This window comes from Streptomyces sp. NPDC026673, assembly GCF_040638135.1.
Classification (GTDB): Bacteria; Actinomycetota; Actinomycetes; order Streptomycetales; family Streptomycetaceae; genus Actinacidiphila.
The window spans coordinates 49420-72027 of the sequence record NZ_JBEZXR010000006.1 but is presented as its reverse complement, the minus strand read 5'-3'; the positions used below and the strand labels follow the sequence as shown (position 1 = coordinate 72027).

22 protein-coding genes are annotated in these 22608 nt (G+C 71.9%); 10 read left to right on the top strand and 12 right to left on the bottom strand.

Annotated elements, in window-relative coordinates; all coding sequences use genetic code 11:
• Window positions 1-46: 46 nt before the first annotated feature.
• Complete coding sequence (locus AB0F62_RS07185; protein ID WP_361793080.1) at window positions 47-457, bottom strand: hypothetical protein; 411 nt, start codon at window positions 455-457, stop codon at window positions 47-49.
• Window positions 458-519: 62 nt separating this feature from the next.
• Window positions 520-2253 (bottom strand): DNA polymerase/3'-5' exonuclease PolX, encoded by a 1734-nt coding sequence (polX, locus tag AB0F62_RS07180; RefSeq protein WP_361793078.1) that lies wholly within the window; start codon window positions 2251-2253, stop codon window positions 520-522.
• 126 nt (window positions 2254-2379) lie between these two features.
• On the opposite strand from polX, the gene AB0F62_RS07175 reads away from it, so the two are divergent.
• From AB0F62_RS07175 to AB0F62_RS07150, 6 genes are all read left to right on the top strand, one after another.
• Window positions 2380-2595 carry a dodecin gene (locus AB0F62_RS07175; RefSeq protein WP_361793076.1) on the top strand — a complete coding sequence of 72 codons (216 nt, stop codon included), beginning with the start codon at window positions 2380-2382 and terminating at the stop codon, window positions 2593-2595.
• Window positions 2596-2708: 113 nt separating this feature from the next.
• Complete coding sequence (locus AB0F62_RS07170) at window positions 2709-3158, top strand: VOC family protein (protein WP_361793074.1); 450 nt, start codon at window positions 2709-2711, stop codon at window positions 3156-3158.
• A 133-nt stretch (window positions 3159-3291) separates the two neighbouring features.
• Window positions 3292-3993: a type 1 glutamine amidotransferase domain-containing protein gene (locus AB0F62_RS07165; protein ID WP_361793072.1), complete on the top strand. Its 702-nt coding sequence runs from the start codon at window positions 3292-3294 to the stop codon at window positions 3991-3993.
• A gap of 335 nt (window positions 3994-4328) precedes the next feature.
• On the top strand, window positions 4329-4865 hold the full coding sequence (locus AB0F62_RS07160; RefSeq protein WP_361793440.1) for a (2Fe-2S)-binding protein: 537 nt from the start codon (window positions 4329-4331) through the stop codon (window positions 4863-4865).
• 4 nt (window positions 4866-4869) lie between these two features.
• On the top strand, window positions 4870-5859 hold the full coding sequence (locus AB0F62_RS07155) for a xanthine dehydrogenase family protein subunit M (protein WP_361793070.1): 990 nt from the start codon (window positions 4870-4872) through the stop codon (window positions 5857-5859).
• Window positions 5856-8090 (top strand): xanthine dehydrogenase family protein molybdopterin-binding subunit, encoded by a 2235-nt coding sequence (locus AB0F62_RS07150; RefSeq protein ID WP_361793068.1) that lies wholly within the window; start codon window positions 5856-5858, stop codon window positions 8088-8090. The genes AB0F62_RS07155 and AB0F62_RS07150 overlap by 4 nt, the downstream gene beginning before the upstream one ends.
• Here AB0F62_RS07150 and AB0F62_RS07145 read toward each other — a convergent pair.
• The 5 genes from AB0F62_RS07145 to AB0F62_RS07125 are packed head-to-tail and all read right to left on the bottom strand — an operon-like array spanning window position 8087 to window position 12946.
• Entirely contained in the window at window positions 8087-8740 is a 654-nt protein-coding gene (locus AB0F62_RS07145) for a DedA family protein (protein WP_361793066.1), read from the bottom strand. The two genes, AB0F62_RS07150 and AB0F62_RS07145, sit on opposite strands and share 4 nt — an antisense overlap.
• Before the next feature lie 10 nt (window positions 8741-8750).
• Window positions 8751-9950: a sn-glycerol-3-phosphate ABC transporter ATP-binding protein UgpC gene (gene ugpC / locus AB0F62_RS07140; protein WP_361793064.1), complete on the bottom strand. Its 1200-nt coding sequence runs from the start codon at window positions 9948-9950 to the stop codon at window positions 8751-8753.
• A 10-nt stretch (window positions 9951-9960) separates the two neighbouring features.
• Complete coding sequence (locus AB0F62_RS07135) at window positions 9961-10800, bottom strand: carbohydrate ABC transporter permease (protein WP_361793062.1); 840 nt, start codon at window positions 10798-10800, stop codon at window positions 9961-9963.
• On the bottom strand, window positions 10797-11681 hold the full coding sequence (locus AB0F62_RS07130; protein ID WP_361793060.1) for a sugar ABC transporter permease: 885 nt from the start codon (window positions 11679-11681) through the stop codon (window positions 10797-10799). The genes AB0F62_RS07135 and AB0F62_RS07130 overlap by 4 nt, the downstream gene beginning before the upstream one ends.
• Window positions 11678-12946: an ABC transporter substrate-binding protein gene (locus AB0F62_RS07125; RefSeq protein ID WP_361793058.1), complete on the bottom strand. Its 1269-nt coding sequence runs from the start codon at window positions 12944-12946 to the stop codon at window positions 11678-11680. Before AB0F62_RS07125 ends, AB0F62_RS07130 begins: the two co-directional genes overlap by 4 nt.
• 168 nt (window positions 12947-13114) lie before the next feature.
• Here AB0F62_RS07125 and AB0F62_RS07120 point away from each other — a divergent pair, with 168 nt between their 5' ends.
• From AB0F62_RS07120 to AB0F62_RS07110, 3 genes are all read left to right on the top strand, one after another.
• Entirely contained in the window at window positions 13115-14371 is a 1257-nt protein-coding gene (locus tag AB0F62_RS07120) for an aromatic acid exporter family protein (protein ID WP_361793056.1), read from the top strand.
• Window positions 14372-14394: 23 nt separating this feature from the next.
• On the top strand, window positions 14395-15201 hold the full coding sequence (dapB, locus tag AB0F62_RS07115; protein ID WP_361793054.1) for a 4-hydroxy-tetrahydrodipicolinate reductase: 807 nt from the start codon (window positions 14395-14397) through the stop codon (window positions 15199-15201).
• Window positions 15202-15351: 150 nt separating this feature from the next.
• A complete protein-coding gene (locus tag AB0F62_RS07110) occupies window positions 15352-16389 on the top strand; it encodes a hypothetical protein (protein WP_361793052.1) in 1038 nt (345 codons plus the stop codon).
• Window positions 16390-16470: 81 nt separating this feature from the next.
• Here the strand turns inward: AB0F62_RS07110 and chvE are convergent, their stop codons facing one another.
• Both chvE and panD read right to left on the bottom strand, forming a co-directional pair.
• Window positions 16471-17571 carry a multiple monosaccharide ABC transporter substrate-binding protein gene (gene chvE, locus AB0F62_RS07105; protein ID WP_361793050.1) on the bottom strand — a complete coding sequence of 367 codons (1101 nt, stop codon included), beginning with the start codon at window positions 17569-17571 and terminating at the stop codon, window positions 16471-16473.
• A 272-nt stretch (window positions 17572-17843) separates the two neighbouring features.
• Window positions 17844-18266: an aspartate 1-decarboxylase gene (panD, locus tag AB0F62_RS07100; protein WP_361793048.1), complete on the bottom strand. Its 423-nt coding sequence runs from the start codon at window positions 18264-18266 to the stop codon at window positions 17844-17846.
• A gap of 215 nt (window positions 18267-18481) precedes the next feature.
• Here panD and AB0F62_RS07095 point away from each other — a divergent pair, with 215 nt between their 5' ends.
• Window positions 18482-20287, top strand: a complete 1806-nt coding sequence (locus AB0F62_RS07095) for an AMP-dependent synthetase/ligase (protein WP_361793046.1) — start codon at window positions 18482-18484, stop codon at window positions 20285-20287.
• Here the strand turns inward: AB0F62_RS07095 and AB0F62_RS07090 are convergent.
• The 3 genes from AB0F62_RS07090 to AB0F62_RS07080 form a co-directional block, all read right to left on the bottom strand.
• A complete protein-coding gene (locus AB0F62_RS07090; RefSeq protein WP_361793044.1) occupies window positions 20266-20796 on the bottom strand; it encodes an NUDIX domain-containing protein in 531 nt (176 codons plus the stop codon). The two genes, AB0F62_RS07095 and AB0F62_RS07090, sit on opposite strands and share 22 nt — an antisense overlap.
• 17 nt (window positions 20797-20813) lie before the next feature.
• Window positions 20814-22016 carry a globin domain-containing protein gene (locus AB0F62_RS07085; protein ID WP_361793042.1) on the bottom strand — a complete coding sequence of 401 codons (1203 nt, stop codon included), beginning with the start codon at window positions 22014-22016 and terminating at the stop codon, window positions 20814-20816.
• A gap of 140 nt (window positions 22017-22156) precedes the next feature.
• Window positions 22157-22606, bottom strand: a complete 450-nt coding sequence (locus AB0F62_RS07080; protein ID WP_361793040.1) for an Rrf2 family transcriptional regulator — start codon at window positions 22604-22606, stop codon at window positions 22157-22159.
• Between the last annotated feature and the right edge of the window lie 2 nt (window positions 22607-22608).

Here is a 22608-nt window from a genome sequence, read left to right as displayed (position 1 = left end):
GTCCGTCGTACGTACCGGCGTGCGGACGCGCCGCGCGCCGGGTGGCTCAGTGTCCGAACAGGTGCATGCCCCGGCGGCGCGCGGTCGTCGTGGGGGTCTTCTGCGTCGTGACCGTCTCGTCCTCGGTCCTGGCGGCACCGGCGGCGGGGGTGGTGGTGCCGGCAGTGGCGGCGGTGTCGGGGGCGGTCTCGGCGGCACGGGCCCGGCGGCGCAGATGGCGGAGTTCCGCGCGCCTGCTGCGCTCGCGTCCGGCGCCGGCCAGGGCGATGACCGAGGCCAGGCAGAAGACCAGGGCGAGCGCGAGGCCGGCGAGGAACGCCCCGAGGGTGTTGACGGTGCCGATGTCCGAGCCGAACAGCGTCACGGTGTAGTCGGGTCCTCCGCCGAGGTTCTCCGCGATCAGGAGTCCGGTGAAGGCGGCGGTGGCGCCCATGAGCACGAGTCCCAGCAGCAGCATCGTGTCCTCCTCGATGTCGGGCCGTGGTGCGGGTCGTCGCGATGCGCCTACCCCGGGTACGGTCACGGATGCGTACGGCCGTCCTTGCGCAGGAAGCGGCGCAGCCGGGTGAGCGGCCAGGCGTTGACGACGTCGTCCTCGGTGAGCCATCCGCGCTGGGCCGTGCCCACGCCGTAGCGCATGAAGTCCAGGTGGACGGTGGAGTGCGCGTCGCTGTCGACGGCGAACCGCACGCCGTGCCGGCGGGCCCGCAGGATGAGTTCGTCGCCGAGGTCGAGGCGGTCGGGCTGCGCGTTGACCTCCAGCGCGGTGCCGGTGCGGGCGCAGGCGGCGAAGACCTCGTCGAGGTCCGCGTCGATCGCGGGACGCCTGCCCAGCAGCCTCGTGGTGGGGTGGCCGATGACGTGGACGTGGGGGTTCTCGGCGGCACGCACGAGGCGCCGGGTGAGGGCGTCGCGGCCCTGGTTGAAGTGGGAGTGGATCGAGGCCACGCAGAGGTCGAAGCCGGCCAGGAACTCGTCGGGCCAGTCCACGCCCCCGTCGGGGTCGATGTTGAGCTCGGTGCCGTGCAGGACGCGCATCCCCCGGTGGGCGCGGTCCAGGCGCCGGGCCTGCTCGCGCTGGGCGAGGATCTTCTCGTCGGTCATGCGCTGCATGGACAGGTTCGGGGCGTGGTCGGTGACCGCGTAGTAGGCGTAGCCGCGTGCCGCGGCGGCGGTGACCATCTCCTCCAGCCCCGCGAGGCCGTCGGTGAGGTCGGTGTGGGTGTGCAGGTCACCGCGGACGGCGCGCTCGGTGAGCGGGTCGGGAAGCTCTCCCGCCAGACCCGCCTGGATCTCGCCGCGGTCCTCGCGGAGCGTGGGCGGGATCCAGGGCAGTCCGAGCCGGGCGTAGACCTCCTCCTCGGTGCGGGAGACGATCCTCTCGCCGGTCGTGGTGTCGAAGAGCCCGTATTCGGAGAGCTTGAGCCCCCGGTGGACGGCCATCTCGCGGGTGCGGATGTTGTGGGCCTTGGAGCCGGTGAAGTACTGCAGCGCCGCGCCCCACGAGTCGGGCGGCACGACCCGCAGGTCGACCTGGAGTCCCTTGGTGGTGCGGATCGAGGTCTTCTTCGCGCCCCGCACGACGGTCTCGGCGGTGATCGGCATCCGGGTGAACGCCTCCATGAACGGCCCGGACCGCTCGGCGGCGACGAGGACGTCGACGTCGCCGACGGTCTCCCGCATGCGGCGCAGGGAACCGGCGTAGGTGCAGCGCTCGCAGCCGGGCAGCGCCGAGAGTTCCGCGACGACCTCCTCGGCGACCTCCATGGCGACGTTCAGCGGGACCCGGCCGCCCGAGGACCGCAGCAGGCCGATGCCGTGCAGGATGTTCTCCTCGGTGCGGGGGCCGAAGCCGGGCAGGCCGCGCAGGCGTTCCGCGTGGATGGCGTCGGCGAGTTCCTGCACGGAGGCGATGTGCAGCTCCCGGTAGAGCAGCATGGCCCGCTTGGGGCCCAGCATCGGGATCGCGGTCATCTCGCGCACGCCCGCGGGGATGCGGGCGCGCAGTTCCTCCACCGCGGGGACGGCACCGGTGCGCAGGTACTCGGTGACCTTCTCGGCCACGGACTTGCCCACGCTGGGTATCTTCCGCAGCTCCTTGTCGTCGAGCCGGGAGACGTCCTCGTGGTGGCCGCCGATGGCGCGGGCGGCCTTCTCGTAGGCGCGCGCCTTGTAGGCGTCGCCGCCCGTGATCCGGACGAGGTCGGCGTACTCGCGGAGCAGGGCTTCGACCTCGTCGTTGGCCCTGGCCATGTGGGGCCCCTTCCCGCGCCGCGCCGCGGGCTAACCCGGGCGCCGTCCTCCTCTCGCGGGGGCACGGTCGATGAGGCACCGTGGAGGGGCGGCGGAACCGCCCGTCCCACCGATCAGGGAGGCCCCATGTCCGACCACACGTACCGGGTGACCGAGATCGTCGGCTCCTCCAGCGAGGGCGTGGACGCCGCCATCCGCAACGGGCTGAGCCGGGCCTCGGAGACCCTGCGCAACCTCGACTGGTTCGAGGTGACGCAGATCCGCGGCCACCTCGCGGACGGGCAGGTCGGGCACTTCCAGGTCGGGCTGAAGGTGGGCTTCCGGATCGAGGGGACGGACTGACCGGCCGGTCCCCAGGCGTCTCTGCCGGCGGACGGCGTTGTCGTACCCCTCGGGCAGCATGGGTGTGTCCGGTGCAGGCACCGGACAGGCCGCCCCGACGGGAGACAGACACCATGGTCGCGTTCCAGCTCACGATCGACTGCAGTGATCCGGAGGCGCAGGCGCGCTTCTGGGCGGACGCGCTGCGCTACCGGCCCGAGGACGCGCCGGACAGCTTCCCCACCTGGCGGGCGTACTGGCTGAGCATCGGTGTGCCCGAGGACGAGCTCGGCGACGGTGACTGCTGCGACTCGATCGTGGATCCGGAGGGCGACGGCCCCCGGATCTGGTTCCAGCGGGTGCCCGAGGGCAAGGCGGTCAAGAACCGGCTCCACCTCGACGTGAAGGTGGGCGGCAAGCGGGCCGACGTGCCGCTGGAGACCCGAACGCGGCGGGTGGAGGCCGAGGTCGGCCGGCTGGTCGCGGCGGGGGCGGTGCGGCTGCGCGTGCTGTCGGAACCGGGCGTCGACCACTACGGGGTGGTGCTCCAGGACCCGGAGGGCAACGAGTTCTGCGTCGTGTAGCCGGTGCGTCCGGCGGCGGCGCCGGATCACCTTGCCTGCCCCATATGGCCCCTTTAGGCTCGAATCGGCAAGGCGATCGAGCGGCGCCCCCCGCCGCGACCGGCGCCATCCCGCCAGGAAGAGGGGCAGCGGCATGCCTGCGACCAAGAAGATCCTGGTCATCGTGACGAATGTCGACGAGTACGAGAAGGTCGGCATGCGGACCGGGTTGTGGCTCGGGGAACTGACGCACTTCTGGGACGTGGTCGAACAGGACGGCTACACCATGGACATCGCCAGTCCCGCCGGCGGCAAGGTACCGATCGACCCGGAGAGCCTGTCCCACGACGTGCTGGCGGAGCTCGGCACCGGGAAGCACTACGCGGACCGGGAGTACATGGACCTCCTCGAGGACACGTTGCGCGTCTCCGACGTGAACCTCGACGACTACGACGCCATCTACCTCACCGGCGGCCACGGCGTGATGTTCGACTTCCCGCAGAGCCGCGAACTGGAGGACCTGATGGCCAGGTTCTACGAGAGCGGACGGATCGTGTCGACGGTCTGCCACGGCGCGACGGGCCTGCTCAACGTAACCCTCAGCGACGGCGAGCCCCTGATCCGGGGGAAGCGCGTGACCGGGTTCTCGTGGCCCGAGGAAGAACTCGCCCAGCGAGCCGAGGCGGTGCCCTACAGCCTCCAGGACGAACTGAAGAAGCTCGGCGCCGAATACACCACGGCGAAGCGGCCGTTCGACACCTATGTCGTCGAGGACGGACACCTGATCACCGGCCAGAACCCGGGCAGCGCCCGCGCGGTCGCCGAAGCGGTCGTCCGGCAGCTGGCGGGCGCGTAGCGGCCGTCCGGCACGTCGACGACCCGCCCTATCCCGCGACGGTCGCGGCCGCCGACGACGTACCGCGGGAGCCGCCCGTCCACATCGCGTCCGGAGGGCCGGTCCTGGGCCGCCGCCCGGCGGGCGCCCGGGTCCGTCCGGTCCCGGCCGACGCCGGGTGACGAGGCCGGGTGACGAGGCCGCGGGGCCGCCCCGCGCCCGGGACGGCGAGCACGGTGTGGCGCGGGGCCGCGACGTCGCGGCATGATCCCGGTTGCGGGTTGTTGACGGGCAAAACAGCATGAAGAGGAGACCGTTCTGGAGGTGGACCGGTGTCCTCAGAGGTTTCGACGAACATCGCGGCGGAATCCGGCGTACTGCCCGAGCGCGGCCCGGATCCCGTCCGGGTGGTGCTGCGGGTCAACGGGGAGCGCCGGGCGCTGGACATCGAGCCCCGGGTGAGCCTGCTCGACGCCCTCCGTGAGCACCTCGGACTCACCGGCGCCAAGAAGGGCTGCGACCAGGGCACCTGCGGGGCCTGCACCGTATGGGTGGACGGACGTCGCGTGCTGGGCTGCCTGACGCTCGCCATCACGTGCGAGGAGCGCGAGGTGACCACGATCGAGGGCCTCGCCGAGGAGGGCCGGCTCGATCCCATGCAGGAGGCGTTCATCGCACACGACGCCTTCCAGTGCGGCTACTGCACACCGGGGCAGATCATGTCGGCGGTGGCGCTGCTGCGGGAGGGGCACGCCTCCGACGACGCCGAGATCAAGGAGGGGATGAGCGGCAACATCTGCCGCTGCGCGGCCTACCCCAACATCCGTGCGGCGATCCGCGCGGTCCGCGACGCGGGCCCGGACACCGCTCCCGAACCAGCCGGCGGAGCGTGACGCCGTGCGCCCCATCAGCTACACCCGGGCCACCGGGACGGCGGACGCGATCGCCGCGGTCACCGCCGACCCGCAGAGCCACTTCCTGGCCGGCGGCACCACGGAGGTCGACCTGCTGCGGCAGAACGTGCTCGCGCCGCGGCGGCTCGTCGACATCAACGACCTCCCCCTGACCGGGGTCGAGGGCATGCCCGACGGGTCGCTGCGGATCGGGGCGCTGGCCCGGATGAGCCAGGTCGCCGAGGCGCCCGTGGTACGGGAGCGCTTCCCGCTCATCGCCCGGGCGCTGGAGCTCGGCGCCTCCGCCCAGTTGCGCAACATGGCCTCCATGGGCGGCAACATGATGCAGCGAGTGCGCTGCGGCTACTTCCGCGACGCCGCGTCCGCCTGCAACAAGCGGGTGCCGGGCAGCGGTTGTTCGGCCGTCGAGGGGACCAGCCGCGGCCATGCCGTCCTCGGCACGAGCGCGCACTGCATCGCCACCCATCCCTCGGACGTGGCCGTGGCCCTCGCCGCGTTGGACGCGACGATCCACACCCAGGGGCCCGGAGGAGAACGCTCCTACTCCTTCGAGGAGTTCTTCCTGCTGCCCGGCGACACCCCGGACCGGGAGCACCCGCTGGAGCACGGGGAACTGATCACCTTCATCGAGGTGCCCTCCGTCCCCATCGCCCGGCATTCCACCTACCTGAAGGTCAGGGACCGCGAGTCGTACGAGTTCGCGCTGGTGTCCGTGGCCGCCGCGCTGGCACTGGCGGACGGGCTGGTACTGGACGTCCGCATCGCGCTGGGCGGGGTGGCCACCCGGCCCTGGCGGGCCGAGCGCGCCGAGGAGTTCCTGCTCGGGGCCCCCGCGATCCCGCAGAACTTCCACGAGGCCGCACGCGCCGAACTGGCCGCGGCGCGGCCCACGGCGATGAACGCGTTCAAAGTAGAACTGGCCTGCCGGAGCGTGGTCCGCGCGCTCGAGACCCTCACCGGGAGCCCGTCGTGACCTCGGCCATCGGACAGCCCATGGACCGGGTGGACGGCCACGCCAAGGTCACCGGCTCCGCACAGTACTCGGCGGAGATCCCGCTCCCCGGCATGGCGTACGCCGCACTCGTCGGCGCCCATATCGCCTCCGGACGGATCACCTCCATCGACTCCGCCGAGGCCGAGGCCGCCGAGGGCGTACTCGCGGTCCTCACCCACGAGAACACCCCGCCCATCGCGGCGCAGCCGCCGCTGATCCCCTCCCTCGCGGGGACGGCGGCCCCCGGCCAGACCTTCTTCCCCCTGCAGGACGACGTCGTCCACTACGCGGGCCAGCACATCGCCGTCGTCGTCGCCGACACGCACGAACGGGCCCGGCACGCGGCGAGCCTGTTGCACGTGCGGTACGCCGAGGAGCCCCCCGTGACCACCCTCGGCCAGGGACGCGACCGGGCCTTCGTGCCCGAGGCGATCTTCGGCGGCTGGATCCCCGGACGCATGAGCCGCGGCGACGTGCGGCAGGGACTCGTCGAGGCGGACGTACGGGTCGACGCCACCTTCACCTACGCCGCGAACCACCACAACCCCATCGAGCCGCCCGCGACCACCGCGTTCTGGGAGGGCGGCGACCTCACCCTGTGGGACGCCACGCAGGGCATCACCTCCACCCAGCAGACCGTCGCCGCGCTGCTCGGCCTGCCGACGTCCCGGATCCGCGTCATCGGGCACTACACGGGCGGCAGTTTCGGCGGAAAGGCCATGATCTGGCATCATCCCGCCCTCGCCGCGATCGCCGCCCGGCAGGTGGGCCGCCCGGTGAAACTGGCGCTGACCCGGGAGCAGATGTTCACCTCGACGGGGCACCGCGAGGAGCAGGAACAGACGATCACCCTCGCCGCGACCGGTGAGGGCCGGATCACGGCGTTGCGCCATCACAAACTCTCTCCCACCTCGCACTTCGACGAGTGGGCCGAGCCGTCGCTCGGGGTCGCCTCGCAGATCTACGGCTGCCCCCACTACGAGGGCGAGTACCGGCTGTTCCGGGCGAACACCATGACGCCGACCTTCATGCGCGCCCCCGGCGAGGCGTCGGGCATGTACGCCATGGAGTGCGCGATGGACGAACTGGCCGAGCGACTCGGCATGGACCCCCTCGAACTGCGGCTGCGCAACATCACGGCGACGGATCCCGCCACGGGCGATCCGTGGTCGAGCTGGGGGCTCGAGGAGTGCTACCGCCGCGGCGCCGAGCGCTTCGGCTGGGCGGACCGCGACCCCCGCCCGCGCTCCCGGCGGGACGGCCACTGGCTGATCGGCACGGGCATGGCCAGCGCCGGCTATCCCGTCGCCCAGCCCGTCACCCCGCAGCGCGCCCGTGCCCGGCTCTACGCCGACGGCACGGTCCTGGTGCAGGCGGCCACCCCCGACTTCGGCACCGGAGTGGCCACGGCGATGACCCAGGTCGCGGCCGACGCCCTCGGCTTGCCCGCCGAGCGGTGCCGCTTCGAGAACGGCGACACGGCGCTCCCCCAGATCGCCGCCGCCGTCGGCTCGGCCGGCGCCGGCATGATCAGCGCGGCCGTCCACACGGCGGCCACCGCGCTGCGGGACGAGCTGATCGGGCGGGCGGTCGCCGACGCCGAGTCACCGCTGCACGGGGCGGATCCCGAAGCCGTCGAGCTTCGCGACGGCCGCATGGTGCTCCGGGACGACGCGGGCACCGGCGAGACCTACGCCGAGCTGATGCACCGCCGGTTCCTGCCCGACGTCGAGGCGCTGGGCTCCTGGACGCCCGACGCCGGCGCGGGCGGGCATGCCCTGATGACCTTCGGCGCCCAGTTCGCGGAGGTCGCGGTCGACGCCGACCTGGGGCTCGTCCGGGTCCGCCGCATGGTCGGCGCGTTCGCCCCCGGGCGGGTCCTCAATCCCAAGACCGCCCGCAGCCAGCTGGCGGGCGGCATGATCTGGGGCCTGGGCCAGGCCCTCCTCGAGGCCAACCACATGGAGGCCCGCACCGGCCGCTGGGCGGCGTCGAGCCTGGGCGACTATCTGGTCGCCGTCAACGCGGACGTGCCGGACGTCGAGGTCGAACTGGTCGAGGTGGAGGACACCGTCGTCAACCCCCTCGGGGTCAAGGGCGTCGGCGAGATCGGCCAGGTGGGTGCCGGTGCCGCCATCGCGAACGCCGTCCACCACGCCACGGGCCGCCGCGTCCGCAAGATGCCGATCACCATCGAGGACCTCCTCTAGCCCCCGCCGGGCCCCGGGGACCGGCGGCGCAGACGGCGGCGGCGGATGTGGCGGGCGGTCAGGGCGGCGGCCAGAAGGGCCACGGCGATCAGGGCGTAGAGCTGGAAGCGGGTGAGCCAGGCGTAGAGGGGGCCGAGACGGGTGCCGGCCGCGTAGGCGAGGCCGGCCCAGACGCCGACCCAGAGGATCGCGCCCAGGGTGTTGAAGAGCAGGAAGCGCCACCAGGGCATGCCGGCGGTGCCGGCGATGATGCCGTTGGTCTGGCGGAGGACGTCGACGAAACGAGCGAGGAGGACGACGAGTTCGCCGCGCCGGGCGAAGAACTCCTCGCCGCGCAGGAAGCGTTCCGGTGTGAGCAGGACGTAGCGGCCCCACCGGTGGACGAAGGCGCGGCCGCCGCTGCGTCCGATCAGGTAGCCGAGGCAGTCACCCGCGACGGCCGCGAGGACGGCGACCGCGACCACACCGGCGATGTCCATCCGCCCGGTGCCCGCGTAGGCGGCCGCGACGACGAGGACGGTCTGGCCGGGCACGGGGATGCCGCAGTTGTCGAGCAGGACCAGGACGCCGACCGCGAGGTAGCCCCAGTCGTCGAGGAGCGGGGCCAGGTGTGCGAGGGGGCCCGGCAGGGGTGGCGGGGCGGAGGCCACGGCCGTGCCCTCACCGTGCGGCCGTGTCGGCGGGGCGTTCGGGGAGTGTGAGGTTGTCACCGGTGGCCGGGTCGAAGATGTGGGCCTCGGCGGTGTCCAGCCATACCCGCAGGCGCTCGCCCTCGCGGGCCCGGCTCCGGGTGGAGAGCCGGGCGACGACCTCGGGGCCGCCGGCGCCGGTGTCGGCGAGTCCGGAGTCCGCGGCGAGTTCGGCCAACTGCTCCGCGGCGGCCGCGCCGCCCCCCTGCGCGAAGTGGACGTGGACGTCGGAGCCGAGGGACTCCCGGACGTCGACGGTGACGGTGAGGGTGGCTCCCCCGCGTCCCGGTTCGACGAGTTCGGCGTCCTCGAAGTGCTCGGGCCGGAAGCCCGCGATGACCTCGCGCGGCGCGCCGCGCCGTGCCAGCGCGGTGCGCAGGCGGTCGTCGAGCGGCAGGTCGCCGAGCGGGGTGCGCAGCCCGTCCCCCTCCAGGGTGGCGGGCAGGAAGTTCATCGCGGGCGAGCCGATGAACCCCGCGACGAAGAGGTTGCGCGGCTGGTCGTACAGCTCCTGCGGCGAGCCGGTCTGCTGGACGACGCCGCCGCGCATCACGACGACGCGGTCGCCGAGGGTCATGGCCTCGGTCTGGTCGTGCGTGACGTAGACCGTGGTGGTGCCGAGGCGTCGCTGCAGCCGGGCGATCTGGGTGCGCATCTGGACCCGGAGTTTGGCGTCGAGGTTGGACAGCGGCTCGTCCATCAGGAAGGCCTTGGGCTCGCGGACGATGGCGCGGCCCATCGCGACGCGCTGGCGCTGGCCGCCGGAGAGGTTGGCGGGCTTGCGGTCGAGGTGGGCGGTGAGGTCGAGGACGCGCGCGGCCTCCTCGACCTTCGCCTTGATGACGGCCTTGTCGGCACCGGCCAGGCGCAGGGCGAAACCCATGTTCTGACGGACGGTCATATGCGGGTAGAGGGCGTAGCTCTGGAAGACCATGGCGATGTCGCGGTCCTTGGGGGCCTTGTCGTTGACCACCTGCCCGCCGATGCGCAGGGTGCCCTCGGTGATGTCCTCCAGCCCGGCGATCATGTTGAGGGTGGTGGACTTGCCGCAGCCGGACGGGCCCACCAGGATCACGAACTCGCCGTCGGCGATGGCGAGGCTGACGTCGCGGACGGCCACCGCGCCGTCGGGGTAGCGCTTGGTGACGCCCTCGAGGGTGATCTCGGCCATGTGCGGTCCCTCAGCCCTTCACTGCGCCGGAGGTCAGTCCGGCCACGATGCGCCGCTGGAACAGCAGCACGAAGACGACGATCGGAACGGTGATCACCACCGCGGCGGCGGCGATCGATCCCGTGGGCTGCTGGAACTGGGAACTGCCGGTGAAGAAGGCGATCGCCGCCGGGACGGTGCGCGCGGCGGTGGTGGAGGTCAGGGAGATCGCGAAGAGGAAGTCGTTCCAGCAGAAGATGAAGACCAGGATCGCCGTGGTGAACACCCCGGGCGCCGCGAGCGGCGCGATGACCAGCCGGAAGGCCTGCGCGGGGGTGGCCCCGTCGACCTTGGCGGCCTTCTCCAGGTCCCACGGGATCTCCCGGAAGAACGCCGACAGCGTGTAGATCGCCAGCGGCAGCGAGAAGGTCATGTAGGGGATGATCAGTCCGGGCCAGGTGTCGAACAGCCCGAGGTAGCGCTCGATGTCGAACAGCGGCGACACCAGGGAGATCGGCGGGAACATCGCGATCAGCAACGACGTGCCGATCAGCAGCCCCTTGCCGGGGAAGCGCAGCCGGGCCACGGCGTACGCGGCCATGGTGCCCAGCGTCACGGCGATGACGGTGGAGATCAGGGCGATGCCGATGGAGTTGACCAGGGCGCGGGTGAACTCGGAGGTCGCGAAGATGCCCCGGTAGTTCTCCAGCGTCCACGTGCGGGGGACGAAACTGCCGTCGGAGAGGGTCCCGGGGTCCTTGAAGGACAGGGCGACGATCCACCACACCGGGAACAGCGCGTAGAGCACCACGACGGTGTTGATCACGCTCCAGCGGGCGGTCCGCCGCCGCTGCGCGGCGCTCGTGCTCATCGTCCGGGGCCCTCCGTTCCGGGGGCGGCCGTGCCGAACAGCCGGATGAAGGCGAAGGCGATGACGGCCACGCAGAGGAAGATCAGTACGGAGATCGCCGAGCCGATGCCGAGGTTCAGCGCGGTGAAGAGGTTGTCGTAACCCAGGATCGACACGGATCCGGTGCCGTTCGAACCCTGTGTCAGCACATAGATGTTGTCGAAGATCCGGAACGCGTCGAGAGTACGGAACAGCAGCGCCACCAGGACGGCGGGCTTCATCAGCGGCAGCGTGACCAGCCGGAAACGCTGCCAACGGGTAGCCCCGTCGACCATGGCCGCGCGCAGGGTCTCCTCGGGCACCAGGGCCAGCCCGGCGAGCAGCAGCAGCGCCATGAAGGGGGTGGTCTTCCACACCTCGGCCAGGATGATCAGCCCGATGGCCTTCCACTGGTCGGTCAGCGGGGCCCCGCCGGCCGCGTCGACGAGGTAGCCGATGCCGGGGGTCCAGGCGTACTGCCAGGAGAACGCGGCGACCACCGTCACGATCCCGTACGGCAGCAGGATCGCGGTGCGCACGGTGGAGCGGCCGAGGACCGCGCGGTGCATGACGACCGCGAGGGCCATGCCGAGGACCAGTTCCACCGCGACGGAGACGACGGTGATCAGGCAGGTCACCCAGAGGGCCTGCCACCAGAAGCCGGAGCTCAGGACCGCGGCGTAGTTGTCCAGGCCCACGAAGCGGGCCAGCTGGGGGAAGCGCAGGTCGTAGCGGTGGAGCGAGAGGTAGACCGCGTAGAGCACGGGGTAGGCGGTCACCGCGAGCATCACCAGGACGGCGGGCGCGCAGAGCAGCCGGCCGAGCCGGCGCTCCTGCCGGGCACCCGCGGAGGGCCGGGTCACGGGACCAGCCCCTTGGACTGCAGCGCGTCCTCGATCTGTCCGCCCAGATCCCGGACGGACTCGACGGGGCGGATCCCGGCGGGTGGTGACAGCGTGTGGGACACCGCGATGGAGACGTTCTGGTAGGCGGGGGTCCTGGGCCGCAGGGCGGCGTTCTCCAGCTCGGCCAGGATGTCCCCGGCGAAGGGGTAGCTGCGCTCGATCTCGGGATCGGTGTAGAGGCCGCGCAGGGTGGGTGGCAGGCCGCCCCGGAGCGCGGCGGTCCGCTGGTTGTCGCGGTCGCGCAGACACAGCGCCGCCTCGAAGGCGAGTGCCGGGTGACGGCTGTGGGCGCCGACGGCCAGGTCGATGCCGCCGATGGTCACCCGCGCGGGGCGGTCGGCGTCGACCCGGGGGTAGCGGGCCCATCGGAAGTGCCGGAACAGCTCCGGGTTGTCGGCCTTCATCGCCGGATACACGAAGGGGTAGTTCAGCTCGAAGGCGGCGGTGCCCGACTCCATGGCCAGCCGGTTCTGATCCTCCATCTGGTTGGCGAGCGAGGGGTCGGCGGCGGGCGAGGTCGCCAGGTCGTGCATGATCCCGGCGGCCCGGACGGCGGGCGGGCCCAGTGAGGGAGCGGTGGCCGCGGCGTTCAGGATCGACCCCCCGGCGCTGGCGACGAGCGTGTTGAACCACACGGTGAGCCCCTCGTACTGGGCTCCCTGGACCTCGATCCGGTGGGGTTTGCCGGCCTTGGCCAGGGCGCGGGCCTCGTCGATCATCTCGGCCCAGGTGGCGGGCGGCTCCGGCACGAGGTCCGCGCGGTACCAGAGCAGCTGGATGTTGGTGTTGTACGGGACGGCGTAGAGGCGGCCCTTCCACGTGGCCGTGCTCAGCGGGGCGGCGAGGGTGTCCCGCTCGGCCTCCTCCCGGTGCGCCCCCGTCCACGGGCGGATCCAGCCTGCCTCGGCGAATTCGGGGGTCCAGGTGACGTCCAGGCCGAGGATGTCCATCGCGGGGTCGTGTGCGGCGAGCCGGCGCACCAGCTGCTGCCGCTGGCCGTCGGCCGTCCGGGGGAGCTTGTTGTAGCGGATGGCGTAGCGGCCGCCGGAGGCACGGCCGCACCGGTCGGCGGCCTGCTGGAGGGCCCCGGAGTCGTCGGGGAAGTTGTACCAGTCGAGGGTCGGCCGCCCGGACGTCCGCGAGGTCCCGCCGCAGGCGACCGCGACGGCCGCGAGGACGAGCACCGCGGCAAGGGCCCGCGAGCGCCGCACCGCGCACGCCATACGCACCTCGCTCCCCTGCCCGGACACACACCGGCCCGGGACCATGAAGCGACGCCGGGACGCGCCGACGGTGCCTCAAGGGCGTGTCGGGGTGCGGGATTCACGCGGGCGGCGCAACCCGCCGCCGCTGACCCGGTACCCCGTCGCCTCGCCGGTGACACTGGCAGGGTGCCCGGCGCCCTCCCCGCCCCCCTCGCCGACCTGCTGCGACGCACCAACGACCCGATCGTCGTGCAGACGGCGCGTTCCACCGTGGCCGCCGTGCTGTCGTACGCCGTGGCCGTGTGGCTGCTGCCCAACCCCAAACCGCTGACGGCACCGCTGACCGCCCTGCTGGTCGTCCAGGTGACCCTCTACACGACGGTCACGACGGGCATCCGACGGGTGGTCAGCGTGGTGGCGGGCGTCCTCATCGCGGTCTGCTTCGCCGAGCTGATCGGCCTGACGTGGTGGAGCCTCGGGCTGATCATCCTGGCCTCGCTGGTGATCGGTCACTTCATCCGCGTGGACGAGTTCGTGGCCGAGGTCGCGATCAGCGCGATGCTCATCCTGGCCGTCCCCGCCCCGTCCGGCGAGGCGGTCGACCGGGTGCTCGAGACCCTGGTCGGGGCCGTCGTCGGGGTGCTGCTGAACGTCGTGGTGCCGCCGCCGGCCTTCGTGGAGCCGGCCGGTGACGCGGTGCGCGAGATGGCCGAGCACATGCGCGCCCTGATGCTCCGCATGGGCCGCGAGGTGCGCCGCGGCGCGACCGCCGAGCAGGCCCGCACCTGGTTGATGGACGCGCGCCGGCTGGACAACGAGATCGCGCGGTTCGACGCCTCACTGCGCAGGGCGGAGGAGGGCACCCGGCTCAACCCGCGGGTGAAGGCGGCCGAGGGCGCGATGGCCCGGCTCCTCCTGCGCAGCGGGCTGGACACGCTGGAGGTGTCGACCGTGCTGCTGCGGACACTGTGCCGCTCGCTGACGGAACTGGACCGCGAGCGCGGCCGCCGGCAGGCGCTGTTCACCGGCGAGCTCGCCACGGGCATCGACGAGCTGTTCGCCGACATGGCCGATGCCGTGGACAGTTTCGGGCGGCTGATCGCCGCCCAGGTCACGGCGGGCGCGGAACAGGCCGAGGCGCGGCTGGAGGACGCCCTGCGGCGCGGCCGGGAGGAACGGGACCGGATCGCCGCGCTGCTGCGCGCGGAGACGGAGGAGCGCTGGGAGAGCTGGGACCTGTACGGGGCGCTGCTGGCCAACATCGACCGGCTGCTGGACGAGCTGGACCTGGAGAAGCGCTCGCTGTGGCTGTCGGAGCAGCTTGTCGCCGCCGCGCCGCGCTCGACGACGCTGCCGGGCCGGATGCGTCGTCAGGCCCGTTCCGTCGCCGTCCGGCTGCGGTTGCGGACGCCGGGCCGCGGCGGCTCTGATCGGGATGAATAGGGATCATGCCTCATGCTGAGGGGATGGACATGCTGAACGTGTGCGTCGCCGGGGCGACCGGCTGGACCGGCGAGGCGGTGGCGCGGGCCGTCCTGGACGCCGATGACCTGCGGCTGCGGTCGGCGGTCGCACGGTCGGCGGCGGGGGCCGACCTCGGCGCCGTGTGGGGCGGTCCCGAACTGGGGGTGCCGGTGTTCAGCACCGTCGACGACGCGCTGGACGGTGTCGACGTACTGATCGACTACACCTCGCACACTGCGGTCGGTCGCCATGTGCGGGCGGCGGTGGTCCGCGGGGTCGGTGTCGTGGTGGGCGCCTCGGGTCTGTCCGCCGCGGACTACGAGGAGATCGCCGCGCTGGCAGAGGAGCACGGGGTCGGTGTGGTGGCCTCGGGGAACTTCTCGCTGACCGCCGCGCTGGCCCAGGCGGCCGCCCGTCTGGCGGCCCGTCACCTGCCGCACTGGGAGATCATCGACTACGCCTCCGCGACGAAGCCCGACGCCCCGAGCGGCACGGCACGGGAACTCGCCGAACAGCTGGCCGTCGTACGGCGACCCGAGTACGCCCTGCCCCCGGAGCGCACGGCCGGGTATCCGGAGGCCCGCGGCGCGTCGATCGCGGGAACGCAGGTCCACTCGCTGCGGCTGCCGGGCTACACCCTCGCCGTCGAGGCGCAGTTCGGGCTGCCGGACGAGCGGCTGGTGATCCGGCACGAGGCGGGCACCTCCCCGGCCCCGTATGTCGCGGGGACCCTGCTCGCCGCTCGCGCGGCCGCCGCCCGCACGGGTCTGGTACGCGGTCTCGACACCCTTTTGCTCGGCGGGGACTGACGCTCCGTACGTCGTGGCACTGCGTCACTTCCTTGGCCACGCTGTAGCCCGGACGCTCCGCTCGACGGGCGGGTGTTCCCGGCGCGACGTACGACTGGATCGCAGAGGCGGCGATCGGCCGCCGGCCTCGCGTCCGAAGGAAGGACCCTCATGCGAACCAGTCTGATGCGCCGCTCCGCTCTCGGCGTCGCCACCGGACTTCTTGCCACCGGCCTCTTGGCCGCCTCTACCGGCAGCGCTTTCGCCGCCCCGGGCAGCGACGACTACAAGAACGGCTCCCACAGCAAGAGCAGCGACGACTACGGCGACGACGACAACGGATACGGCGGGGACAACGGCGACAACGGATACGACGACAACGGCGGGGGCAACGGCGGCGACAACGGATACGGCCGGGACAACGGAGGCAGCGGCGGGGGCGACGGCGGATACGGCGGGAACAAGGGCGGGGGCAACGGCGGCGGCGGCTGGAACGGAAACAAGAGCGGCGACGGCGACGGCGGCTGGAACGGGAACAAGGGCGGCGGCAACGGCGGCTGGGGCGGGAACAAGGGCGGCGGCAACGGCGACGACGACAACGGAGGCAACGGCGGCAACGGCGGCCGGGACAACGGCGGAAACGGCAACGGCGGAAAGGGCAACGGCGGAAACGGCGACAACGGCAACGACAACGGCTCGAAGGGCGGCGACAAGGGCGGCAAGGACAACGGCGACAACGCGTCCTACAAGGACAAGGACGACGACAACGGCGGAAAGGGCAACGGCAACGGCAAGAGCAACGGGAAGGGCAAGGGCAACAGCAAGAACAACGGCAAGAGCCACGGCAAGGGGAAGGGCAGCAAGGGCCACGACAAGGGCCACCACAAGAAGCACAAGAAGCACCACAAGAAGCACTGCAACAAGAAGCGCCACGGATATGGGTTCAGCTTCAGCTACACCTACAGCGTCAGCTATGGCTATGGCTTGGGGCTCGGCAAGGGCGTCTACGCCCTCGGCAACGGCTACGGCAAGGGCCACGGCGGCCACGGCAAGAGCCACGGGAAGCACCACGGGAAGGGCCACGGCGGCTACGGCAAGGGCTACGGCTTCGGCTTCGACTTCGACGACTTCGGCTACGGATTCGGCGACAAGTTCGGCCGCGGCTACGGCGGCCTCTACAACGTCGGCCTGCTCAACGTGATCATCTGACGCGGTGCGGCCGCGCACACGACAAGGGCCGGGAGGAACGTCAGCGTCCCTCCCGGCCCTGTGCCGTGCCCGTGGTCTCCGTCAGCCGAGGTCGGAGGCCTTGATGTAGCCGCTCTTGACCAGCAGCTTCTCGTAGCTGCCCTTGTCCACGCCGACCGGGTCGAGCAGGTACGACGGAACGACCTTGTTGCCGTTGTCGTACGTCTCGGTGTCGTTGACCTCGGGCCGCTTGCCGCTGAGGATGTCCTGCGCCATCTCGACCGCGCGGGCCGCGAGCTTGCGGGTGTCCTTGTAGACCGTCATGGACTGATCGCCCTTGATGATCTCCTTGACCGACTCGACCTCGGCGTCCTGGCCGGTGACGATCGGCATCGGCTTGGCCGCGGTGCCGTAGTCGTCGGCCTTCAGCGCCAGGATGGCGCCGCGGGCGATGCCGTCGTTGGGGGCGAGAACGGCGTCCACGGTGGAGCCGTCCTTGTAGTAGTTCCGCAGCCGCGTCGCCATCGTCTCGGTGGCGATCGACGCGTCCCAGTGGAACGTCGCCACCTGGGTGAGGCGGGTCTGCTTGCTCTTCACCACCAGCTGCTTGTTGGCGATGTACTTCGCCAGGACGTCCATCGCACCGTTGAAGAAGTACTGGACGTTGTTGTCGTCGGGGTCGCCGGCGAACAGCTCGACGTTGTAGGGCCCGTTGCCCTTCTTCAGCCCGAGCTTTTCCTCGATGTACTGGGCCTGGATCTTGCCCACACGGGTGTTGTTGAAGCTCGCGTAGTAGTCGACGTTGCTGGAGCCCAGCAGCAGACGGTCGTAGGCGATGACCTTGACGCCGGCCCGCGCGGCCTTCTGGAGGGCGTCACCCAGCTCGAAACCGTCGACCGCGCCGATGATCAGGAGCTTGTCGCCCCGGTCGATCATCTCCTCGACCTGGGCGACCTGCGTGTCGACCTTGTCGTCGGCGTACTGCAGGTCGGTCTTGTACCCCTGGGCCTTGAACAGCTTGGACATGTTGTCGCCGTCGTTGATCCACCGGGTCTGCTTCTTGGTGGGGAGGGCGATGCCCACCGTGACTTCGCCGCCTTGCCCGCCCGAATCGCCGCCGCAGCCAGTGACCGCGGCCGTCAGGGAGAGGGTGAGGACCGCCAGGGTCACGGTGCGCAGCCTGGCGCCTCTGCCAGCGTGCATGGACTCAGTTCCTTTCGAGCCGAACAAAGGTGTACTCTCATCGCCCCCCCGAGAGCGACAAATGTCCGGGCCCGTCACGGAAGTCCGCGGCAGCCCAGCGATCCGCCGGAGCCCGGAGAACTGCTGATGCGTCAGGCCCGAGGAGTGCTGTGGGAGGACGACGGCCACAGACCGCGCTCCCGGTCCCGGTACGCCCCGTGACCACCGGGCCGCACCTGGACGGATACCTCGAAGTTGGATCCGGACAATAGCACAGCCGCTCGTACGGACGTTCAGCCGACCTGCACCGCGTACGGGCTCGCCTGGGTATCGCTCCCGGGAACCGGTTCGGAGGCGTCGGCGCCCAGCGAGACGATCCGGTTGTCCGCGTCGACGTGCACCACGCGCGGGCGCAGCGCGCGGGCCTCCGCGTCCTCGACCTGCGCGTAGCTGATCAGGATGACCAGGTCGCCCGGGTGCACGAGATGGGCGGCGGCACCGTTGATGCCGATCACCCCGGAGCCCCGGCGTCCCTCGATGACGTAGGTCTCCAGACGGGCGCCGTTGGTGATGTCCACGATGTGGACGAGCTCACCGGGCAGCAGGTCGGCGGCCTCCATCAGATCGGCGTCCACGGTGACGGAGCCGACGTAGTGGAGGTCGGCCTGGGTGACGGTGGCACGATGGATCTTGGACTTGAACATGGTGCGCAGCACGACTCACACTCCTGACGTGAACGGTCGCGTCCCCGGAGGGGTACGCGCCTGACGCCGCCATGGTAGTCGGCCCGAACCGCTGCCCCGGAGGGACCCGTTCGCGACAGTCGCTGACGTTTCCGCCCCACCTCTAGGCAGCTGGTCCAATCGCCGGATATCTTCCCTGCCTGCCGCCCCTTGGCGCGGTGTGGCACTGGCTCGGGGAAGGGGGCACCGTGCGCGAGTTCAGCCTTCCGCCCCGGGTGGAGCAGCTGCGGTCGGGGGGACTCGCCGACTCGGTGTACGAGACGGCCGAGAAGCACCCCCACGCCGCCGTTCTGGCCAGGCGCGAGGGACACGAGGGCGATCTCTGGCAGGAGGTCCGCGCCGCGGACTTCCGCGACGAGGTGGCCGAGCTCGCGCGGGGCCTGGTGGCCGAGGGGATCCGCTTCGGCGATCCGGTGGCCGTGATGGCCCGCACGCGGTACGAGTGGACGCTGTTCTCCTACGCACTGTGGTCGGTCGGCGCCCGCATCGTCCCCATCTACCCGACGTCGTCGGCCGAACAGGTGCGATGGATCCTCTCCGACTCGGGAGCGGTCGCGATCGTCGTCGAGCACGAGGACCACGCCATGACCGTGGGCGCGGTGTGCGGCACGCTCCCCTCGTTGCGCCGGATCTGGCAGCTCGACGCGGGCTGCGTCCGGTGGCTGGGGGCGCTGGGCCGGCAGGTCCACCCGGTGGTGCTGGACCAGCTCCGCTGGGCGGTCGAGCCGCAGTCGGTGGCCGTCATCGCGTACACCTCGGGCACGACGGGACCGCCCAAGGGATGCCTGATCACCCACGCCAACCTCGCCACCGAGTGCGACACCCTGCTGGCCGGGTACCGCTCGATCTTCGCGCCGGCCGGGGCGCGGCCGTCGGTGCTGGCGTTCCTGCCCATGTCGCACATCTACGGGCTGATGGTGACCACCTGCGCGCTGCGCGGGGGCGTCCTGCTCGGGCACCAGCCGGACCTCGCGCCCGGCGAACTGCTGCCGGCGTTCCGGTCCTTCAAGCCGACCATCCTGCTGGCCGTCCCGTACGTCTACGAGAAGATCATCCAGGGCGCCCGGAACACCGCCGCCCGCGGCGGCAAGGCCCATGTCTTCGACCGGGCGGCCGACGTCGCGGTGCGCTACGCGGAGGCCGTGGAGCGGCAGGCGCTGGGTTCGGGGCCCGGACCCGGGCCGCTGCTGCGCGCGGCGCACTCGGCCTTCGACCGCATGGTCTACGGGCGGATCCGGGAGGTGCTGGGCGGGCGCGTGCACTACACCGTCTCCGGCGGCTCCCCGCTCAGCCGGGACCTGGCGCTGCTCTTCGCCGGCGCCGGGCTGACCATCTACGACGGTTACGGGCTGACCGAGACCACGGCCGCCGTGACCGCGCAGCCGCTGGGGAAGGTGCGCTTCGGCACCGTCGGCAGGCCGCTGCCGGGCAGCGCCGTGCGGATCGCGCCGGACGGCGAGGTGCTGGTCCGGGGCACGACGGTCTTCGTGGGGTACCACGCCGACCCGGTCGCCAACCACGAGGTGTGGCGCCGCGGCGGCTGGATGGCCACCGGCGACATGGGCTCCCTCGACCCGGACGGCTACCTGACGATCACCGGCCGGAAGAAGGACATCATCATCACCAGTGGCGGCAAGAGCGTGGCGCCGCTGGTGCTGGAGGAGCGGCTGCGGGCGCATCCGCTGGTCTCGCAGTGCATCGTGATCGGCGACAACCGGCCGTTCGTCGCGGCACTGATCACCCTGGACCGGGAGGCGGTCCAGTTGCGGACGGCGATGACCGAGCGCGACGTGCGGGCCGAGATCCAGCGTGCGGTGTCGATGGCCAACTCGGCGGTGTCGCGCGCCGAGTCGATCCGGGCCTTCCGCGTCCTGCCACGGGAGTTCTCGGTGGAGAACGGGATGCTGACGCCCTCGCTGAAACTCCGCCGGAGCGCCATCGTCAGCGAGTATGCGGCGCAGATCGAGTCGATCTACGCCTCCTCCGCCCCCTGACCGGCGCCGCCCTCGGCGCCCGGGCCGCCCTCGGCGAGCAGCTCGCGGAGCCGGTCGAGGAACGGCCGCTGCGCGGCGAGGATCTTCTCGTCGGCGGCCGGGCCGAGCGGGAACCACGCGGCCCGGTCGACCTCGGGGAACTCCCGGACGAGTCCGGAGCCCCGGGGCCACTCCACGGAGAAGGTCCCGGGCCGCACCAGGCCGGTGTCGAGGTCGCCCTCCAGCGCCCAGACCGTGACGATCTTCCCGTTGGGCTGGCGGTTCTCACCGAGCGGCAGCAGCCTTCCCTCGGGCACCGGCAGGCCCAGCTCCTCCAGGAACTCCCGCCGCGCGGCCGCCTCGGCGGTCTCGTCGGGCTCGTACTCGCCCTTGGGGATGGTCCACGCCCCCGTGTCCTTGGACGACCAGAAGGGGCCGCCCATGTGGCCCAGCAACACCTCGGGCGGACCGCCCGAGGTGCCGCGGAAGAGCAGGATCCCCGCGCTGCGCTTGACCGCCTTCTCCGCCATCCGACCAGTGTGGCCGGTCAGTCGCGGCCCAGCCACAGATCGGGGCCGAAGACCTCGTAGTGCACGGCCGAGGCGGGCACGCCGCGCTCGATGAGCTGGGCGCGCACGGCGCGCATGAAGGGGAGCGGGCCGCACAGGTATGCCTGCAGGCCGTCGGGCAGCGCGACGCCGGAGAGGTCCACCCGGCCGGCGCGGGCGCCGGGGGCGCCGGCGGTGCCGGGGTCCTCGTACCAGAAGTGGGCACTGCCCACGGGGAGCTTCTCGGCCAGCGCGCGGTGGTCGTCGGCGAGGGCGTGGTGGCCGGGCGAACGGTCGCCGTGGACGACGGTCACGGGCGCCTCGTAGCCGTCGCCGGCCAGCCGGTGCAGCATGGCGAGCATCGGGGTGCAGCCGATGCCGGCCGAGGCGAGCAGCAGGGGCGCTCCGTTGTCGTCGAGGACGACGTCGCCGTACGGGGCCGACAGTTCGATGCGGGCACCCTCGCCGACGTGGTCGTGGAGGTGGCCCGAGACCTCGCCGGCCGGGCCGTCGGCGGCGCCGCGCTCACGCTTGACGGTGAACTGCCGCGTGGTGTCCCCGGGCGCTCCCGAGAGGCTGTACTGACGGATCTGCCGCGCGCCGTCGGGGAGTTGGACACGCACGGAGACGTACTGGCCGGGCCCGAAGTCGGGCAGCGGCAGACCGTCGACGGGGCGGACCCGGAAGGTGGCGACGTCCTCGGTCTCCCGGACCTTCTCGGCGACCTCCCAGGGGCGCCAGGTGTCGCCCTCCAGCACGCCGTGCTCGGCGTACAGCCGCCGCTCGATGGCGATGAGGGCGTTCGCCATCAGCCAGTAGACCTCGTCCCAGGCGGCGGCGACCTCTTCGGTGACGGCGTCGCCCAGCACTTCGGCGATGGCGGCGAAGAGGTGTTCCTGCACGATGTGGTACTGGCCGGGGGTGATGCCGAGCGAGGCGTGCTTGTGGGCGATGCGGGAGAGCATGGCGTCGGGGCGCTGCCCGGGGTGCTCGACCAGGGCGGTGGCGAAGTGGGCGATGGCTCCGGCGAGGGCCTCGCGCTGGGTGCCGGCGGCCTGGTTGCCGCGGTTGAACAGGTCGCGCAGCAGCTCGGGGTGGGCGGCGAACAGCCGGTCGTAGAAGAGCGCGGTGATCTCGGATATCGCGCCGCCGACGGCGGGCAGGGTGGCGCGGACGGTCGCGGCGGACTTCTCGCTGAGCATGAACGGCTCCCTAATTGGTATCTGTAATTCGCATTAAAGGGCGTGCGTGAGGACGTGCGTGAGGACGTGCGTGAGGGCATGGGGCATGAGGACATGAGGGCACGGGCGAGCCCGCCCCGGAGGGCGACGGTTCGGTCGGGTCAGTTCCGCCGACCGGGCGGGCCGGAGCCGACCAGCCCCACCAGGACGGGTCCGGTGGGCGCGGCGGTCAGATCGGCCACGGTCAGCGGGTCCAGGGAGGCGTAGAAGGCCTCCTGCGCCCGGCGCAGCGCACCGCGGAGCCGGCAGGCCCCGGCGAGCGGACAGGGCGTCTCGCCCTCGCAGTCCACGACGTCGCCGACCCCCTCCAGCTCCCGCACCAGGCGACCGACCGAGGCCGTCCGTCCGGCGGCGGTGAGTTCGAGGCCGCCGCCGCGTCCGCGGCGGGTCTCGACGACGCCCAGGTGCTGCAGGCGCGCCACGACCTTGGCCAGGTGCGAGTACGGGACCCGCATCACCTCGGCGACGTCCCGGGCGGTGGACGGCTCGTCCTTGACGGCGAGGGCCATCACCGCGCGGAGCGCGAGGTCGGTGGACTTCGTGAGGCGCATAC

What these genes read in the sequence shown, in the direction of transcription:
- AB0F62_RS07185 (WP_361793080.1), bottom strand. Translation starts at nt 457, where the DNA reads ATGCTGCTGCTGGGACTCGTGCTCATGGGCGCCACCGCCGCCTTCACC.
- polX (WP_361793078.1), bottom strand. Translation starts at nt 2,253, where the DNA reads ATGGCCAGGGCCAACGACGAGGTCGAAGCCCTGCTCCGCGAGTACGCC.
- AB0F62_RS07175 (WP_361793076.1), top strand. Translation starts at nt 2,380, where the DNA reads ATGTCCGACCACACGTACCGGGTGACCGAGATCGTCGGCTCCTCCAGC.
- AB0F62_RS07170 (WP_361793074.1), top strand. Translation starts at nt 2,709, where the DNA reads ATGGTCGCGTTCCAGCTCACGATCGACTGCAGTGATCCGGAGGCGCAG.
- AB0F62_RS07165 (WP_361793072.1), top strand. Translation starts at nt 3,292, where the DNA reads ATGCCTGCGACCAAGAAGATCCTGGTCATCGTGACGAATGTCGACGAG.
- ugpC (WP_361793064.1), bottom strand. Translation starts at nt 9,950, where the DNA reads ATGGCCGAGATCACCCTCGAGGGCGTCACCAAGCGCTACCCCGACGGC.
- AB0F62_RS07135 (WP_361793062.1), bottom strand. Translation starts at nt 10,800, where the DNA reads ATGAGCACGAGCGCCGCGCAGCGGCGGCGGACCGCCCGCTGGAGCGTG.
- AB0F62_RS07125 (WP_361793058.1), bottom strand. Translation starts at nt 12,946, where the DNA reads ATGGCGTGCGCGGTGCGGCGCTCGCGGGCCCTTGCCGCGGTGCTCGTC.
- dapB (WP_361793054.1), top strand. Translation starts at nt 14,395, where the DNA reads ATGGACATGCTGAACGTGTGCGTCGCCGGGGCGACCGGCTGGACCGGC.
- AB0F62_RS07110 (WP_361793052.1), top strand. Translation starts at nt 15,352, where the DNA reads ATGCGAACCAGTCTGATGCGCCGCTCCGCTCTCGGCGTCGCCACCGGA.
- chvE (WP_361793050.1), bottom strand. Translation starts at nt 17,571, where the DNA reads ATGCACGCTGGCAGAGGCGCCAGGCTGCGCACCGTGACCCTGGCGGTC.
- AB0F62_RS07090 (WP_361793044.1), bottom strand. Translation starts at nt 20,796, where the DNA reads ATGGCGGAGAAGGCGGTCAAGCGCAGCGCGGGGATCCTGCTCTTCCGC.
- AB0F62_RS07085 (WP_361793042.1), bottom strand. Translation starts at nt 22,016, where the DNA reads ATGCTCAGCGAGAAGTCCGCCGCGACCGTCCGCGCCACCCTGCCCGCC.
- AB0F62_RS07080 (WP_361793040.1), bottom strand. Translation starts at nt 22,606, where the DNA reads ATGCGCCTCACGAAGTCCACCGACCTCGCGCTCCGCGCGGTGATGGCC.